Source organism: Flavobacterium ginsenosidimutans, assembly GCF_003254625.1.
Lineage (GTDB): Bacteria > Bacteroidota > Bacteroidia > Flavobacteriales > Flavobacteriaceae > Flavobacterium > Flavobacterium ginsenosidimutans.
The window spans coordinates 315,242-332,399 of sequence record NZ_QJRJ01000080.1 but is presented as its reverse complement, the minus strand read 5'-3'; the positions used below and the strand labels follow the sequence as shown (position 1 = coordinate 332,399).

The following is a 17,158-nucleotide window of genomic DNA, read 5'->3' as shown; positions in this document are numbered from 1 at the left end:
CAAAATGAACTACAAACCATTTTAAATATATCAGTTATGAAAATGATCAAAATTTCGATGTTAGCTTTGGCTTTAGGCCTAATGTCTTTTTCGGCAATCGCACCTGTGCAATCTTTAGTTTCAGAAACTTCAATTTCAGAGCCTTCGGCTTCTACAATTGTTTGGAAAGCAGAAACAATTGATGTGGGACAAATCCCGCAAGGAACTCCAAAAGCAATTGTTTACGAATTTAAAAATACAGGAAAAACAGCTGTAGTTATTACAAACGTTCAAGGATCTTGCGGATGTACAGCTACAGATTACACAAAAGAACCAGTTCAGCCAGGTAAATCTGCAAAAGTTACTGCAACTTACAACGCTGCAAACAAAGGTGCTTTTACAAAAACGGTTACTGTAACAACTAGTGCAGAAACAACACCAAAAGTACTTACTTTAAAAGGTACTGTTATTTAAGAAATTTTAATAGGTTGGTTATATGGCGAAAGCTCCAGACATATAAATTGTTTGGAGCTTTTATTTTTTATTAAACATTTAGACTTCAAAAAAATAAGGATTAAGATTTATTGCCGAGTCCTTTGTTTTAATAGAATTTTTTCTACTTTTAATGAAAAATTCTACATATGAAAATTTGGTATTCGCCTATAGTTGCAGTTGTTTTTTTGCTTGTTTTTTCGTGTAATTCGAAAGGAGATAAAAAGGAGGAAAATTCGATAAAGAAAGTCGAAAAAATTCCAGAATTAAAACTTACAATTGACAGCACGCGTATTGCGAAATTTTATGAAAGTTATCCGAAACTGGATAAATTTAAAAATGATGTAACTTCTTTATATCTAAAAAATAAATCAACCCAATTGTGGCAAGATAATAAAGGAGTTGTTGAATTTGGAAATACATTATTCAATCAATACAAAAATTTAGGTCAGGAAGGATTAAAAGCTAATTATCCTTATAAAGAAGAATTAAATTCGGTTTTCGAAAATAATCCAACCAAAAAAATATCTAAAGAAGATACCGATTTACTGCTGTCAAATTTGTATTACTACTATGCAGAAAAAGTATATGCCGGTTTTGATGAGAAAACTAGTATTTCTTTAGAATGGCTTTTACCTCGCAAAAAGTTCAATTACCAAGTGCTTTCTGATTCTATTTTTAAGAAAACAACTATTCTTGATGATAAGAAAAAAAAGATGTTCAGCCAATATTACAAACTTCGTGACGCTCTAAAAGAATATAGAGAAATTGAGAAAAATGGAGGATGGAAAACTATAGAAACGGATGAAGATTATAAAGCTCTAAAAGTTGGCGATTCATCAAATGTTGTTGCTCAGATTAGAGAAAGGCTTTTTGTAACTAAGGATCTTAAGGAAGATAGTAAAAGTGCTGTTTGCGATACAACTTTAATGAAAGCTATTAAAAACTACGAAGTTCGTCACGGCTACACTCCAAAAAATACAATTTTATTAGAACATATTAATGATTTGAATATTCCAGTTTCGGAGCGTATCAAAACGATTATTGCGAATATGGAACGTTGCCGTTGGATTGATCCCGAATTGGAGAAAGGTCAAAAATATATTGAAGTAAATATTCCTGAATTTAGACTGTACATAATTGAAGATGGAAAAATCGCTTTTACATCGGCGGTTGTTGTAGGGAAAGCGATGACAAAAACAGTAATTTTCAGCGGAATGATGAGTAATATTGTTTTTAGTCCGTATTGGAATGTGCCGCCAAGTATTATCAAATCGGAGATTAAACCTGGAATGGCAAAAGATAAAAACTATTTGCAGAAGAAAAATCTAGAATGGAATAACGGCGCAGTTCGTCAGCTTCCAGGGAAAAACAATTCTTTAGGTTTGGTGAAGTTTTTATTTCCTAATTCAAGTAATATTTACTTGCACGATACGCCTTCAAAAAGTTTGTTCGAAAGAGATAGCCGAGCTTTTAGTCATGGTTGTGTACGTGTAGCAAAACCTCGTGAATTAGCGATTGAATTACTAAAAGTTGATCCGCAATGGAATCCTGCCAGAATTGATAAAGCAATGCACGCCGGAAAAGAAAGCTGGTACACTTTAAAGAAAAAAGTTCCAGTTTACATCGGTTATTTTACTGCTTGGGTAGACCGCGAAGGAAATCTAAACTTCTATAAAGATATTTATGGAAGAGATGAAAGTTTGATTAAATTATTGACAGAAGAATAAAAGTTTAAATTCCAATTTTTTAAATTCCAAATTCTAAAAACTGAATCTATTCAACAATTGGTATAAAAAATAAAAGCCACAGATTAAAGGATTAAAAGGATTATAAAAAATCTGTGTTAATCTTTTTAATCTGTGGCAAAAAGATAAATTCGTGAAAATTTGTGTAATTAGTGGCTAAAAAAACTATTCCGATAAAACATCAACACATTTATAAAAGCGTTTGGTATAGTGTTCTGTATCAAGCGCCGTTATAGTTACTTGTTGCGCTTTTCCTGACGAAGCGTGAATAAACTTCGACTGCATTCCGTTGGCTTCACAAATAATACCCACGTGACCCACAACATTCCTGTTTTTATATCCGTAAAAAACTAAAATATCTCCAACTTTAAATTCTTCTGGTTTTAAAGTTTTACCGATGTTTTTATATCCGCTTGAACTTCGTGGCAATGTTTTTCCAAAATTGTTGAAAACATAACTCACAAAACCTGAACAGTCAAAGCCTTTTTGCGGATTACTGCTGGCATATACATAAGGAACTCCTAAATGTTTTTTAGCAAAAACAATTAAAGAATCACGATTGATCTCAGTTTGATTTTTAGGATTTTGAATAGGAGTTTGTCTTTCATTCTTTTTTAAATTAAAAGATGAAAATAAAATAACGGCTGATAGAAAAATAAAAAAACGTAATCGCATTTTGTTTATAAAAAGTATTGAATTAATAAAGAAAGCTGCAAATTAGGCATTTTAAAAGAATACCATTTGCTTCACTTGTAAGAATTAACGCAAATAAACCCAAAACTGATGTCTTTGTGTGGTGTTTTTTTATTACTTTTTGACATTTTAGTATCTTTTTAGATATTCTCTTTCCAATATATTTGTGAATCGTATTTATATTTTAACAAATAAATTATGTTTCCCAAAAAAATAGCACTTTTAATTTCGTTTTTGCTGATTTCGATTATTTCGAACTCGCAAACGCTAAATTCAAATAAAACTTTCCTATATCAAGGTCGCATAGAAAAATTGCAGAATGATAATGTCATTTTGATTGCAACGGCTTCTTCCGTTTCTTTCAATTTTACTGGAAATGAATGTTCGATTTCACTTCAAAGTGTGGATGCTTACGAACATCATAATTATGTTTCTTTGGTTTTGGATGGAAAATATATTGGAAAAATTAGAATTGAAAAAGGTGCGGTTCAATCTTTTCCTGTAAAGGTTACTTCAAACCAAAAAGAACATCGTTTAGAAATTTATAAAAATACAGAAGCGCATACGGGCGGAGTTTTGTTCGCTGGAACAACGGCAAAGCTGACTTCAATTTTGTTTAAAAAGAAAAAGAAAATCGAGTTTATCGGAGATTCGATTACTTGCGGTGCAGCAAGCGACGGTTCTGACATTCCTTGCGATAAAGGGGAATATTACGATCATCACAATAGTTATTATGCTTACGGTCCAACACTCTCAAGAGAGATTGGTGTTGATTATTTAATGAGTTGCGTTTCTGGAATTGGAATGTACAGAAACTGGAACGACGAACATAAGGACGAAGCGATCATGCCAGATGTTTATCCGAATTTGTATTTAACGAAAGATACTTCAAAACCTAAATATGATTTCGCTTTTCAGCCGGATATTATCAGCATTGCTTTAGGAACAAATGATTTTTCTGGCGGAGATGGTAAAAAAGAACGTTTGCCTTTTAATCCTGAAAAATATATTTCGAATTACATCAATTTTATAAAAATGTTGTACGAACATAATCCGAAAGTGCAGATTGTAATTACCAATAGTCCAATGGTTGGAGGAGAAAGAGGAGTTGTTTTTGAAGATTGCCTAAATAAAGTTAAAAATGCTTTCGCAAATGATAAAACGCACAAACCAATTCAGATTTTCAAATTCAAACCAATGACTCCAAGCGGATGTTCAGGACATCCAGATGTGGCTGAACATAAGGTTTTGGCAGACGAATATGCTCCATTTTTAAAGAAGTTACTAAATGAAAAATAATATCTATAAGTTTGTTTTCTTTTTATTGATTTCCAGTACTATGATGGCAAACGTTTCGCTTCCGAATATTTTTAGTGATAATATGGTTTTACAGCGCAACTCTGAAGTGAAAATTTGGGGTTGGGCAAATCCAAAAGAAGAAATAAAACTGGTTTCTAGTTGGAACAATCAGGAATATAAAACCGTTGCCACTAATCAGGCGAAATGGGAACTGACGATTAAAACTTCAGAAGCTGGTGGACCTTTTACTATTTCGATAAAGGGCTACAATGAAGTCATTTTAAAAAATATTTTGATTGGCGAAGTCTGGCTTTGCTCTGGACAATCGAATATGGAAATGTCGGTAAGCTGGGGAATTGATGACGGAGAAGAAGAAATGAAAAATGCAACGAATCCAAACATTCGTTTTTTTACGGTTCCGAAATTAACCGCTACAAGTCCGCAGAATAATTTACTTGGAAATTGGACCGAATCGACTCCAGAAACCATGAAATATTTTAGCGCCATTGGTTACTTTTTTGCCAAACGCCTTCGCGAAGATTTGAAAAATGTCCCAATCGGATTGATCTCTTCAAATTGGGGAGGAACTCCTGCAGAAATCTGGATGCCAGAAGATGTGGTAAATAACGATCCGCTTTTGTTAGAAAATGCCAAAAAACTAAACGAACAAGAATATGGACCAAGACAGCCAGGACGTGCTTACAATGCCATGATTTACCCGATTGTAGGATTTAAAATTGCAGGAACGCTTTGGTATCAGGGAGAATCAAATGTGGGTTCTTTGGTTTATGATAAAACTCTGGGAGCGTTAATTACTTCTTGGAGAAAAGAATGGAATGATAATTTTCCGTTTTATTATGTTCAGATTGCGCCGTTTAAAACGGGTTCAAATAATTTCTCAAATGTAACGGTTAGAAATTCGCAGAGAAAATTATTGAAAGAAGTTTCAAAAACGGGAATGGTTGTGATTAGCGATATTTCGGATACAATTGATATTCATCCAAAGAATAAAAAATCGGTTGGAATTCGTTTGGCGAATTTAGCTTTGGCTGAAACTTATAAAACCAATTCTAATTTGGTAAATGGTCCATTGTTTAAAGATATTAAGATTGAAAAAAACAAGGTAATTGTTTCTTTCGATTATGCTGATGGACTTTATTTTAAAGACAAAAAATCGAATCAATTTGAAGTTGCTGGTTCCGATGGCATTTTCTATCCAGCCGAAGCTTCAATTAAAAATAACGAAGTGATTTTGACAAGTAAAAAAGTTGTAAATCCAGCAAAAGTGAGGTTTGCATGGGGAAATACAACGCAGTCGGATTTGTTTAATAAAGCGAATTTGCCGGCTTCTTGTTTTACGACTGAAGGATTTTAGATTTTAGATTTTAGAATGTAGATTTTAGATTTTTTGTCAGACTGAGCGAAGTCGAAGCCAAGCAAAGTGAAACACAAAGTTTGTCATCCTGAGGAACGAAGGATCACACTCGGGATTCGACAAAGATTGGCGAAGTTTTGTGTGGAGTTTCTAGTGTGATCCTTCGTTCCTCAGGATGACAAGATAACCGAAAACGCTCTTTTGAAAACGATTTGCGTGAGGGATAGAAGTGGAAAGCCCACAGCCTGACGAAGGAAGTGCGAGGACTTGAAACGGATAGCCCGACCCGAAGGGACACGCCAAAAAAACTTAGAATCTTAGTGTCTCAGAACCTTAGAATCTTAAAGAAAAACTAACTAAACCACACTATGAAAAATAAAAAAATAATATTTATTGGGGTATTTTCCCTGTTTACTGTTGGAAATATGAGTGCACAAAAAAAGCCGTATCTGGATAAAAATAAAACTGTTGAGCAACGCATTGATTTGCTTTTGCCATTGATGACGTTGGAAGAAAAAGTGGGACAGATGAACCAATATAATGGTTTTTGGGATGTTACGGGACCTGCGCCAAAAGGCGGAACTGCCGAATTAAAATACGAACATTTAAGAAAAGGATTAGTTGGTTCGATGCTTACGGTTCGCGGTGTAAAAGAAGTTCGTGCTGTGCAGAAAATTGCGGTTGAAGAAACGAGATTAGGAATTCCGTTAATTATTGGTTTTGACGTAATACATGGTTATAAAACGTTAAGCCCGATTCCGTTAGCAGAAGCAGCGAGTTGGGATTTAGAAGCGATTAAAAAATCGGCTGCGATTGCCGCTGATGAAGCTTCGGCATCAGGGATTAATTGGACTTTTGGACCAAATGTCGATGTGGCAAATGATGCGCGTTGGGGACGTGTGATGGAAGGTGCGGGAGAAGATCCGTATCTAGGAAGTAAAATCGCTTATGCACGTGTGAAAGGTTTTCAAGGAGAAACCATTGCAGATTTGGCCAAAGTAAATACGATTGCAGCTTGTGCGAAACATTTTGCTGCGTATGGTTATGTTGAAGCAGGATTGGAATATAATATTGTGGATATCAGTAATTCGAAATTGTACAATTCGGTTTTACCGCCTTTTGAAGCTACGGTTGAAGCAGGAGTTCGTACGTTTATGAATTCATTTAATACGTTGAATGGTGTTCCTGCAACTGGAAATGCCTTTTTGCAAAGAGATATATTAAAAGGAAAATGGAAGTTTGACGGATTTGTAATTTCTGATTATGCTTCGATTCGCGAAATGATTCCGCACGGTTATGCAAAAGATGAAGCAGATGCAACAGCAAAAGCGGTAATTGCAGGTTCTGATATGGATATGGAATCGTATTTATATGTGGCAAAATTGGTTGATTTGGTAAAATCTGGAAAAGTAAAAGAATCTTTGGTTGATGATGCTGTTCGCAGAATTCTTCGTGTGAAATTTGAATTAGGATTATTTGATGATCCGTACAGATATTGTGATGAAAAACGCGAAAAGGAAGTTGTTGGAAGTAAAGCTAATAACGAAGGTGTTTTGGATATGGCAAAAAAATCTATCGTTTTATTGAAGAATGAAAAGAATTTGCTTCCGCTAAAGAAATCTGGACAGAAAATTGCTTTGATTGGCGCTTTAGCAAATGATAAAAACAGTCCGTTAGGAAGCTGGAGAATTGCGGCTTCTGATGATACTGCAGTTTCTGTTTTAGAAGGAATGCAGCAATACAAAGACAATCAGCTAACTTTTGAAAAAGGAGCAGATTTATTAAAACAAAAAGCAACTTTCTTAACCGAAACTGTTTTCAACACAACTGACAAAAGCGGATTTGAAGCAGCAAAAAAAGCAGCAAAAAATGCCGATGTTGTCGTAATGGTGTTAGGTGAATATGGTTTCCAAAGCGGTGAGGGAAGAAGTAGAACTGATTTGAACTTGCCAGGATTACAGCAAGAATTATTAGAGGAAATTTATAACGTGAATCCGAATGTAGTTTTAGTTTTAAATAACGGACGTCCGTTGAGTATTCCGTGGGCAGCAGAGAATGTTCCTGCAATTGTGGAAGCTTGGCATTTGGGAACTCAGACTGGAAATGCAGTTGCTCAGGTTTTATACGGAGATTATAATCCGAGTGGAAAATTACCAATGTCGTTTCCAAGAAATGTTGGGCAAGTTCCGATTTATTATAACAAATACAGTACAGGAAGACCTACTGACAGTGATAAAAATGTTTTTTGGTCGCATTATATGGATGTGGAGAAAACGCCTCAATTTCCGTTTGGTTTTGGATTAAGCTATACAACTTTCGATTATAAAAATTTGAAATTGAATAAAACGTCTTTTGCAAAAGGAGAAAAAGTTGAGGTAAGCGTTGAGGTTACGAATTCAGGAAATTATGATGGAAAAGAAGTAGTTCAGTTATACATTCATGATGAATTTGCAAGTATTATTCGCCCAATAAAAGAATTGAAAGGATTTGAATTGGTTAATCTTAAAAAAGGAGAAACGAAAACGGTAAACTTTACTTTAACGGATAAAGAACTTGGTTTTTATAATAATGAAGGAACTTATTTAGTAGAACCTGGAACTTTTAAAATTATGGTTGGAGGAAGCTCTGATAAAGGTTTGCAAAGTGGTTTCGAAATTAAAGAGTAAAAGTGATTTGCCACGAAGGCACTAAGACGCTAAGTTTTTTTCGCCACGAATTCACGAATTTTTAAACAATAAATTCGTGAATTCGTGGCGATTTCATTTTTGGATAAAAATCTTTGTGTCTTAGAGTCTTTGTGGCAAAACTTAGTATTTTTTTCTACCTTTAAAATCTATTAAAAACTCCAACTTTTAAATTATAAACATGAAATATAACAGATGCGGCAGAAGCGGATTATTACTGCCTGAGATTTCTTTAGGATTATGGCATAATTTCGGTTCAGTAGATAATTTTGAAAATGCCGAAAGTATCGCTATTGAAGCTTTTGATAAAGGAATTACTCATTTTGATTTAGCGAATAATTATGGGCCTGTTCCAGGTTCTGCTGAAGAAAATTTCGGAAAAATATTATGGCATAATTTTCAAGGAAATCTGCGTGATGAAATCGTAATTTCTACAAAAGCTGGTTATACCATGTGGAAAGGTCCTTATGGAGATTGGGGTTCTAGAAAATATCTGCTTTCGAGTTTAGATCAGAGTTTGAAACGAATGAATGTCGATTATGTAGATATTTTTTATTCACACCGTCCAGATCCAGAAACTCCAATCGAAGAAACCATGATGGCTTTAGATCACGCCGTAAGAAGCGGAAAAGCTTTGTATGTTGGAATCAGTAATTATTCTGCTGAACAGACCCGAGTTGCGGTTGATGTTTTAAAACAATTGGGAACACCTTGTTTGATTCATCAAGCGAAATACTCAATGTTGGAACGCTGGGTAGAAAATGGTTTATTAGATGTTTTAGAAGAAAAAGGAGTAGGTTGTATTGCATTTTCACCTTTGGCACAAGGACTTTTAACAGATAAATATTTAAACGGAATTCCAGAAAACTCAAGAGCACATAATCCAAACGGACATTTGAAAGAAGATGAGGTGACGGAGGAAAGAATTCAGAAATTAATTCAGCTGAATGAAATTGCTCAAAATAGAAATCAATCTTTAGCTCAAATGGCTTTGGCTTGGCTGCAAAAAGACAAACGAATTACGTCTGTTTTAATTGGAGCAAGTTCTGTAAAACAATTGTGTAATAATATTGATTGTTTGCAGAATACAGAGTTTTCTCATGATGAATTAAATGCGATTGAGAGTATTTTATCATAATATCAAACCTAACAGGTTTTTAAAACCTGTTAGGTTTCTACTATCTTTCTTAATTATTTTATAATCATCGCCAATCCGCCTCCGCTAGCCAAACGATATTTTAACTTGGTTGTCGAATCAACAGTAATAATCTCTTTTTTATAATCGGTTGCTGCTTTATCTGCATTTAAACCATCTGAGAAAACTTCTGCTTGGAATTTTTTGCCTTTTTCAAGGAAAGAAAAATCAATTGTAATATCTCTGGAATCCCAGTTTGTTATTGCACCTAAATACCAAGTATTTCCTTTTCTTCTGGCGATTGAAACGTATTTTCCAACTTCACCATCAAGAGCGACAGTTTCATCAAAAACTGTTGGAACTTTAGCTATAAAATCAGTGCTTTCTTGTTCTTTCATAAAAGCTGTTGGACTGTCGGCCATCATTTGTAAAGGCGCTTCAAAAATCGTGTAAAGTGCTAATTGATGGCATCTCGTTCCTTGGCTCATCGGTGTTGAATGACTTGGTTTGAATTCGCTTTTTGTAGCATTTCGCATTGCGCCTGGCGTGTAGTCCATTGGGCCAGCCATCATTCTTATAAACGGAATTGTAGTATCATATAATGGTACATCATCATTTGGTGTCCATTTATTATTTTCTAAACCTTTTACACCTTCAAAATTCAAGATATTTGGATAAGTTCTCTGAATTCCAGTTGGTTTGTACATGCCGTGGAAATCCAAAACTAATTTGTAATTCGCCGCTTTTTGGGCAATATCATAAACCGAATTTACCATTTTAGCATCGTCACGATCTAAGAAATCGACTTTAAAACCTTTGATTCCTAAATTGGCATAATTCTTTAAAATTCCGTCTGTGTTTTTTGTCAAAGCCATCCACGAACTCCATAAAATAATCCCGACATTTCGTTCTTTTCCGTAAGCGATTAAAGCCTCTAAATTGACATTTGGATTGTGTTTCATAATGTCTTCTTCTAAACTCCAACCTTCATCTAAAACGACATATTCAACTTTATTTTTAGAAGCAAAATCAATGTAATATTTATAAGTCTGCGTGTTGATTCCAGCTTTAAAATCGATATTGTAAATATTCCAATCATTCCACCAATCCCAAGCTACTTTTCCGGGTTTTATCCACGAAATATCTTTTATTTTTGAAGCTTCAGATAATTTTTGAACCATATCATTATTTGCTAAAACTGCATCATTATCAGAAATGACAATTGCTCTCCAAGGAAAAGTTTTCGTTCCTTTGGTTTTAACCAAATAATCAGCTCTTTCTGTAATTAATCGGTTGATATTGTTGAATCCGCCATTGGTTTCTTTTAATGGATATTTTGAAAAACGAGATTCAAAACCTGATTTATCTTTGTTATTGGTTACAAATAATCCTGGATAATCTTCTAGATTGGCTTCTAGAAAAACAGCTTTTTTATGATTTTTATAATCAATCAAAAACGGTAAAAATGCTAAAGTATCTTTTGCAAATTCGCTGATTTTTTTGTTTTCATAATGCGCTTCAAACGAAGAAATGTAGGGATCTTTAGGATTTCTTAAATCTCTTACATACGGCATTAAAGTGTTGTAATCTTTGTCAAAATTTAAAACGACTTCTTCTGATTTTACAGTAATATCTTTTTTCTTTTTTGTGACGAATCGATATGCAGCGCCGTCGTCAAAAACGCGATATTCAATGCTAAAATCATTTTTGAAGTTTAATGTCAGCTGATTGTAATGATTTTGAACCGATTTCTTTTTGTAAAGCGGTGTTTCAAACGAATTATTTACAGTTTCTTTTTTTGAATTTAAAACAACAGGATTTTTTCCTAAAATTTGATTTTCATCTAAACTCAAAGACATTTCTGAAGGTGCTAAAATCAAATCTTTTTCATGTGAAATTGACCATGAAATTTTATCACTCACAGAAATTTTAACTTCAATTTTTCCGTCGGGAGATTTCAGAATAAAGTCTTGTTTCTTTTGTGAAAAAGAGATGTTCAGAAATAAAAAACAAAAAAGAATAAATATATTTTTCATGCTGTGCTTTTTTATCAAATTTCGATTTTGTTATTCTGTAGAGACGCACCGCAGTGCGTCTACGCCCAGTTTACGACTGTTATATTCGTTGCGAATAAGACGCACTGCAGTGCGTCTCTATAGAAAACAGGGATGAATGATTTTTTTATTTCTTCAATTCTAAATTGTATTTTTTTACAATTTCTAATGTCGATTTGTCTCCATTAAAAACAGAATTCAAACCTTGCGGTTCTTGCGGAGGATCAGTAGTAAAAGGTTCGCCAGGATTCCATTTTCCATCAGTGTGAATTGCTTTCCCTTCGCCGCCATAACCCCAGAAATTTGCAGCCTGAAGCGGACCGCCATTTTTATGGCTTTCGACAACTCTTCCAAAAATATAATTGTAAAATTGATCACGATGAATAGAAGATGCCCCAGTATTTAAATTTTCATTTTCTCTAGGAAGTCCGAATTCTTCAATGATAATTGGTCTTTTTAAATTATTAGCAACCTTAATATGATCGTCAATATATTTTCCGGCGTTTTCGATTGTTTTTGGTATTGTTGCTTCGGCATTATCGGCCTTGAACCAATTCCAGTTTTTTGGCCAGATATGCATCGTCAAATAATCAATATTCGGATTTTGATGTGTTCTTTCGAAAATTTCCATGCTATCGTTAGAACTGTTTTTTCCTTCAGAGCCTGTAGAAACCAAATGATTTTTATCTAAACTGTCAATTAAATCGACAATATTATTTAACCATTTTGTGAATTTGGCTTCGTTTTCTACCGTAAAAAGCCTAGGTTCATTTCCAACTTGCCACGCCATAATCGTGTTGTCTTCGTTGTATTTCTTTTTAGAATAAGCGTTTGTTCTTCCAATAATAAACTTCACATGATTATTTAAGGCTTCCATACAAGGTTCGCAACTGTGAAACTGTTCTGTATAAGACATAAATTGTGGCCAAGTATTTGGCGGAATAGCAGGAACTGGAACCGGACCTTTGCCATTCCATTCTAAATATTGAGACATTCCACCAGACCATTCCCAGTTATTAGTCAAATATAAAACCGCATACATATTGCGTTTGCTCATTTCGTTAATTAAGAAATCCAGACCGTCTAATAAATCTTCATCATATTTTCCTTGTTCGTATTGTAATGCGGGACGAACGGTAAAATCGTATTTTCCGCCATCGGCACCAACCAAAACACGTAAATTATCAATTCCGTTTTTTTTCATTACATCTAATTCACGCAAAAGTCTTTTACGATCGCCTATTTTTTTAGAAGCCAGCATACTTCCATACCAATAATTGGTTCCGATATAAGAATAAGGTTTGTCACCTTTATAAAATTGGTTACCTTTTACGGTAATTCTTTCTTGCGCCTGACAAGCAATTGCTGAAAAAATTATGGCTAATGAAAGTGTTTTTAAAAATCTGTTTTTCATAATTTATATTTTAAGCTAAACCCGACAGGTTTTTAAAACCTGTCGGGTTTTGAGCTGTTTTATTTTGGCATTTCATACATTTTCGGCAATGAATTCACTAAAGCTGATTTCGTTTTCAAACTATAAGTTTTAAAGTCATTTGCATTTGATACAGAACTATTTGGAACATAATATCCATCAGTATTATTATTCCAAAACATGACATAACTTATCTGAATATCATTTTTGGTCAAAGCGCTATACAATAAAGTCGAAAACCAATCTGTAATGGCTGGGGTTGTGCTTGTAATGCGATATCCTGTTTCGGTTAAAGCTGCGATTTTCACTTTCGCTTTAGCATAATCAGAAAGGATTTTTAGCTTGGAATTTGCTCGATCAGATCCCGTTTGCCCTTGATTGCTAAAATCTCCATAATTATCCATTCCAATAATATCGACGTATTTGTCACCTGGATAACGGCTTAAATAACTGGTTTCAGTTGTATAAGAATTATCAGGAGAAAAAGCATATAAAATGTTGTGTGCGCCCTTTGTATTTTTTAAGTAATCAACCGTAAATTGATACGCTTTTTTATATTCATCAGCTGTGCAGAAATCGGCTCCCCACCAAAACCAGCTTCCATCAGATTCATGAAAAGGTCTGAAAATTATCGGAATCAATTCGCCGTTTGAACCTTTTAAATTAGAAACTACACTGGCAACTTTATCTAATTTTTTCTTGTACCATTCGTTGTTTGCTCCGCCTGGAAGAATACTTCTAAAAGCAGTAGATTTCTGTTCGGAAGTCATGTCTGCCGTGTAGAAAGAATCTTCATTATAAGGTTCTCTCAAATGCCAACTGAAAGTGTTGATTATTCCTTTCGCGTAAGCGGCTTTAGTATCGGCAATAATTTTTTGTTCTTGCTGATAAAACCAGTTATCTGCTTGTTCGTTATTGCTTTTATCGGTAATAAACATGAAGTCTGAACCTAAAACTGCTGGATCAAAACCTGTATTTTTCTTGATGTCTGAATCTCCGCCAGCATCCTGATAAAAACTATTAAAAGCATCTTGCTGACCAATTGCGGTTTTTGTCTGAGACAATCTTTTTAAATTATAAAACAAAGCAACAGTTTCTTTTGTCGCACTGGCATCAACCATGTAAGAAGCAGCGTTTGAAGTCGTTAAAGGATCGTCTTGTGTTGGAGGATCTACAATAACTTCGTCTGTAGAATCTTGATCTGAAGAACAGCCTGCCAAAAGAAAAACAGTCAAACTCAGATAGATTATTTTAGAAAGATATTTTTTCATTTTAGATTATTTGTTTTGAGAATCTACTTTTGCATATTCTTCTTCTCCAAGCGCTTTTAGATTTACATCGTCAAAAAACACGGTTCCGTTTGTTTGTGCCAAAGCCAGCATGATTCTTATTTTTTTTGCATCAGAAGGAATTTTAACCGCTTTTTTATAATTAGTCCAACTAGTTGTTCCTTTTACTTGCGCAATGGTTTCTGTACTAATTTGTTTTTCATTATCATTTGTAAATTCTAAAATAACAGCAGCGGCTTTGTATTCTTCTTTTTGGCTTTCTACTTGATCTGTTTTGATCCAAACACTGCATTCAACAGCATAAGTCAATTTCGGAATTAAAACAATTTGATCTAGTGCACGCCATTCTGCTCCCGTAAACTGATTGATCATGACGCTGTTCTTTCCAGATTTTTTTTCATAAGGTGAAAGAGCAGCAATTTCTTCGCCTCTCCAATTAACTAGATCTCTCTCAAAAGCACCATTTTTTACAAGATTCATTTGTGCATTTGTTATTGCAGAAAGCAATAAAAGACTAAAAAGGAAAAGCTGTTTCATGATAATTAGAATTTAAAACATTAAATATTAATCTTGAATTCGGGCAATAAGTTCTAGACAGGCTCGGCCGTTATGATAAGGGCATTTCCAGAATCCGGCTTTGTCTTTTTTCATTATAGAATAATCATCGTAAACGCCCCAAAACCATTCTCCGTTTTGATGATCAATCATGTGTTTTTTTGTGAATTTCCAGATTTTGTAAACAACGTCCAGATATTCGTCTTTTCCAGTTAATTGATAAGCATTGTAAAAACCAATTAAAGCTTCTGCCTGTGGCCACCAGTGTTTTTCGGGAATTAATTCTTTTTTCTTGGGATCATATTCATACCATAATCCTCCATCAGAATCAAGACCCTCAATTGTTACTTCTGCAATCTGTACAGCGTGTTTTTTATAATTGGCAATCAAAGTTTCGTTTCCTGAAATTTCGGCGCATTGCTGCAAAAGCCAAGCTGCTTCGATATCATGTCCGTACGAGATCACATCTGGTTTTTCTTTCCAGTTTTCATCAAAAAACAAGCGCAAATGTCCCGTTTCCGTATTGATGAAATATTTTTCGATCGTTTCTAATAATTCAACAATATCTTGATGCAGCTTTTCGTCTTTCCAGACTTTATATAAATTTACATAACCTTCGATAATATGAAGATGCGTATTCATTGTTTTCTTTTCGTTGGCATCTTTTGCGCTTAAACGCAAATCTTCAATTGGTTGCCAATCTCTGGTAAAAGCTTCAAAATAACCTTTATTTAGCTTGTCATAGCTATGTTCTTGGATTTTTGCATATAAGTTTTTAGCAATTTCTAAAGCTCTTTCTTCTTTTGAAATTGCATAATATTCAGACAATCCATAAATCGCAAAAGCTAAAGCGTAAATCTGGTTTTTGGTGTCTTTTGGAGTTTTATCCTCATTTATACTCCAAAAAAGACCTCCAAACTGTGTGTCATAAAAATAAGCGGCAAGAAATTCGAATGCTCTTTTTGCCAGTTTTTTGTGGTTTTCGTTTTTAGTGGTTTGATAACTGGCAGAGAACGTCCAAAGAATTCGGGCATTAAGAACCGAACCTTTTTCTGCATTGGCAATCAGATGATCGTTAAAATCGATTTGACCAACAAAACCACCATTTTGATCGTCAATAGTACGCTCCGACCAATAGTTTAGAATAGAATCAAGTTCTGCGGTTAATTCCGATTTTAAAAGCTTTCTTTGTAATGACACGATATTTTAAATTGCGTTATTTTTTTCGATTTGATTAATGATTGTTTGCACTGAACCTGCCGAAATAAAAGTATCTGCTGGAGTATTTATTACATAATCGACAAGTTTATCTACAGATGAAACCGCCACGTGCATTCTAGTATCTGAAGAAGCGTAATATACGTAAACCGTTCCGTCTTCGTCTTGGATCCATCCGTTAGAAAATAAAACATTCGAAACGTCTCCAACTCTTTCAATTCCTTCAGGTCCCATAAAATGTCCTGCCGGAACGTGTGTTACTTTTGCAATATCATGTAAATCGGTCATAAACATGTACAAAGTATAGCGTAATCCCGCAGCAGTATTACGAACTCCGTGTGCCAAATGTAACCAGCCTTTTGAAGTTTTAATTGGAGCAGGACCCAAGCCATTTTTCAATTCATAAATGGTATGATATTGTTTCCCAAAAATGATTTTTTCGTCTTTTACAACTGGATTTGTCATGTCGTCAACATAACCTAAACCAATTCCGCCACCTGATCCAACATCAATGAAACCATCTTGCGGACGTGTGTATAATGCGTATTTTCCGTTTACAAATTCTGGGTGTAAAACTACATTTCGCTGTTGTCCTGTATTCGAAATTAAATCAGGAAGTCTTTCCCAGTTTACTAAATCTTTAGAACGAACGATTCCAGCATTGGCTACAGCCGAACTTGTATCACCTTTTGGAGCTTTTGGATCTTTTCTTTCGGTACAGAATATTCCATAAACATAACCGTCTTCGTGATGAATTAAACGCATATCGTACACGTTGGTATCTGGTTCTTCAGTTTGTGGAATCACGCAAGGTTTATCCCAAAATTTGAAGTTATCAATTCCGTTTGGACTTTCGGCGATAGCAAAAAAAGATTTTCTGTCGATTCCTTCCACACGAACAGCCAATAAATATTTTCCATTCCATTTCATTGCTCCAGCGTTGAAAGCTGCATTCACGCCAATTCTTTCTTGTAAAAATGGATTTGCTTTTTCGTTAAAATCAAAACGCCAGTTTAACGGAATGTGCGCTGCAGTTACAACAGGATTTTTGTAACGGTCATAAATTCCGTTTCCAATAATTTCCTGAGGCGTGTTTTTTTGCTCAAGCAGTGTTTTATGTTGTTTTTCTAATGCCGATTTTCTTTCTAGAAAAGTGGCTGAAGATGTTATCGTTGTCATATCAATTGATTTCTGTATCTGTTTTT

The 17,158-nt window shown here is 34.5% G+C and carries 13 protein-coding genes; 6 read left to right on the top strand and 7 right to left on the bottom strand.

What is annotated here, in order from left to right:
* Window positions 1-36: 36 nt before the first annotated feature.
* Window positions 37-453 (top strand): DUF1573 domain-containing protein, encoded by a 417-nt coding sequence (locus DM444_RS17725; RefSeq protein WP_111289058.1) that lies wholly within the window; start codon window positions 37-39, stop codon window positions 451-453.
* Window positions 454-620: 167 nt separating this feature from the next.
* Window positions 621-2,201, top strand: coding sequence for a L,D-transpeptidase family protein (locus DM444_RS17720; protein WP_111289056.1), 1,581 nt, complete (start codon window positions 621-623; stop codon window positions 2,199-2,201).
* 183 nt (window positions 2,202-2,384) lie between these two features.
* Here DM444_RS17720 and DM444_RS17715 read toward each other — a convergent pair whose 3' ends face one another.
* On the bottom strand, window positions 2,385-2,894 hold the full coding sequence (locus tag DM444_RS17715; protein ID WP_111289054.1) for a C40 family peptidase: 510 nt from the start codon (window positions 2,892-2,894) through the stop codon (window positions 2,385-2,387).
* Between the two features lie 216 nt (window positions 2,895-3,110).
* Between DM444_RS17715 and DM444_RS17710 the strand changes: the two genes are divergently transcribed.
* The 4 genes from DM444_RS17710 to mgrA all read left to right on the top strand — a co-directional run bounded on the left by DM444_RS17710 (window position 3,111) and on the right by mgrA (window position 9,408).
* Window positions 3,111-4,211, top strand: a complete 1,101-nt coding sequence (locus tag DM444_RS17710; RefSeq protein ID WP_111289052.1) for an SGNH/GDSL hydrolase family protein — start codon at window positions 3,111-3,113, stop codon at window positions 4,209-4,211.
* Window positions 4,201-5,586 (top strand): sialate O-acetylesterase, encoded by a 1,386-nt coding sequence (locus DM444_RS17705; RefSeq protein ID WP_111289050.1) that lies wholly within the window; start codon window positions 4,201-4,203, stop codon window positions 5,584-5,586. The genes DM444_RS17710 and DM444_RS17705 overlap by 11 nt, the downstream gene beginning before the upstream one ends.
* A 368-nt stretch (window positions 5,587-5,954) precedes the next feature.
* Complete coding sequence (gene bglX / locus DM444_RS17700; RefSeq protein WP_111289048.1) at window positions 5,955-8,252, top strand: beta-glucosidase BglX; 2,298 nt, start codon at window positions 5,955-5,957, stop codon at window positions 8,250-8,252.
* A 199-nt stretch (window positions 8,253-8,451) separates the two neighbouring features.
* On the top strand, window positions 8,452-9,408 hold the full coding sequence (gene mgrA / locus DM444_RS17695) for an L-glyceraldehyde 3-phosphate reductase (protein WP_111289046.1): 957 nt from the start codon (window positions 8,452-8,454) through the stop codon (window positions 9,406-9,408).
* Between the two features lie 53 nt (window positions 9,409-9,461).
* Here mgrA and DM444_RS17690 read toward each other — a convergent pair whose 3' ends face one another.
* From DM444_RS17690 to DM444_RS17665, 6 genes are all read right to left on the bottom strand, one after another.
* On the bottom strand, window positions 9,462-11,441 hold the full coding sequence (locus DM444_RS17690; protein ID WP_111289044.1) for a glycoside hydrolase family 97 protein: 1,980 nt from the start codon (window positions 11,439-11,441) through the stop codon (window positions 9,462-9,464).
* 145 nt (window positions 11,442-11,586) lie between these two features.
* Window positions 11,587-12,873 (bottom strand): glycoside hydrolase 5 family protein, encoded by a 1,287-nt coding sequence (locus DM444_RS17685; protein ID WP_111289042.1) that lies wholly within the window; start codon window positions 12,871-12,873, stop codon window positions 11,587-11,589.
* 59 nt (window positions 12,874-12,932) lie between these two features.
* On the bottom strand, window positions 12,933-14,162 hold the full coding sequence (locus tag DM444_RS17680; RefSeq protein ID WP_111289040.1) for a glycosyl hydrolase: 1,230 nt from the start codon (window positions 14,160-14,162) through the stop codon (window positions 12,933-12,935).
* A gap of 6 nt (window positions 14,163-14,168) precedes the next feature.
* On the bottom strand, window positions 14,169-14,717 hold the full coding sequence (locus DM444_RS17675; protein WP_111289038.1) for a carbohydrate binding domain-containing protein: 549 nt from the start codon (window positions 14,715-14,717) through the stop codon (window positions 14,169-14,171).
* Window positions 14,718-14,744: 27 nt separating this feature from the next.
* Entirely contained in the window at window positions 14,745-15,935 is a 1,191-nt protein-coding gene (locus DM444_RS17670) for an AGE family epimerase/isomerase (RefSeq protein ID WP_111289036.1), read from the bottom strand.
* Window positions 15,936-15,941: 6 nt separating this feature from the next.
* The gene (locus tag DM444_RS17665; RefSeq protein ID WP_111289034.1) at window positions 15,942-17,132 is read right to left on the bottom strand and encodes a glycoside hydrolase family 130 protein; all 1,191 of its coding nucleotides are present in this window, start codon (window positions 17,130-17,132) and stop codon (window positions 15,942-15,944) included.
* Between the last annotated feature and the right edge of the window lie 26 nt (window positions 17,133-17,158).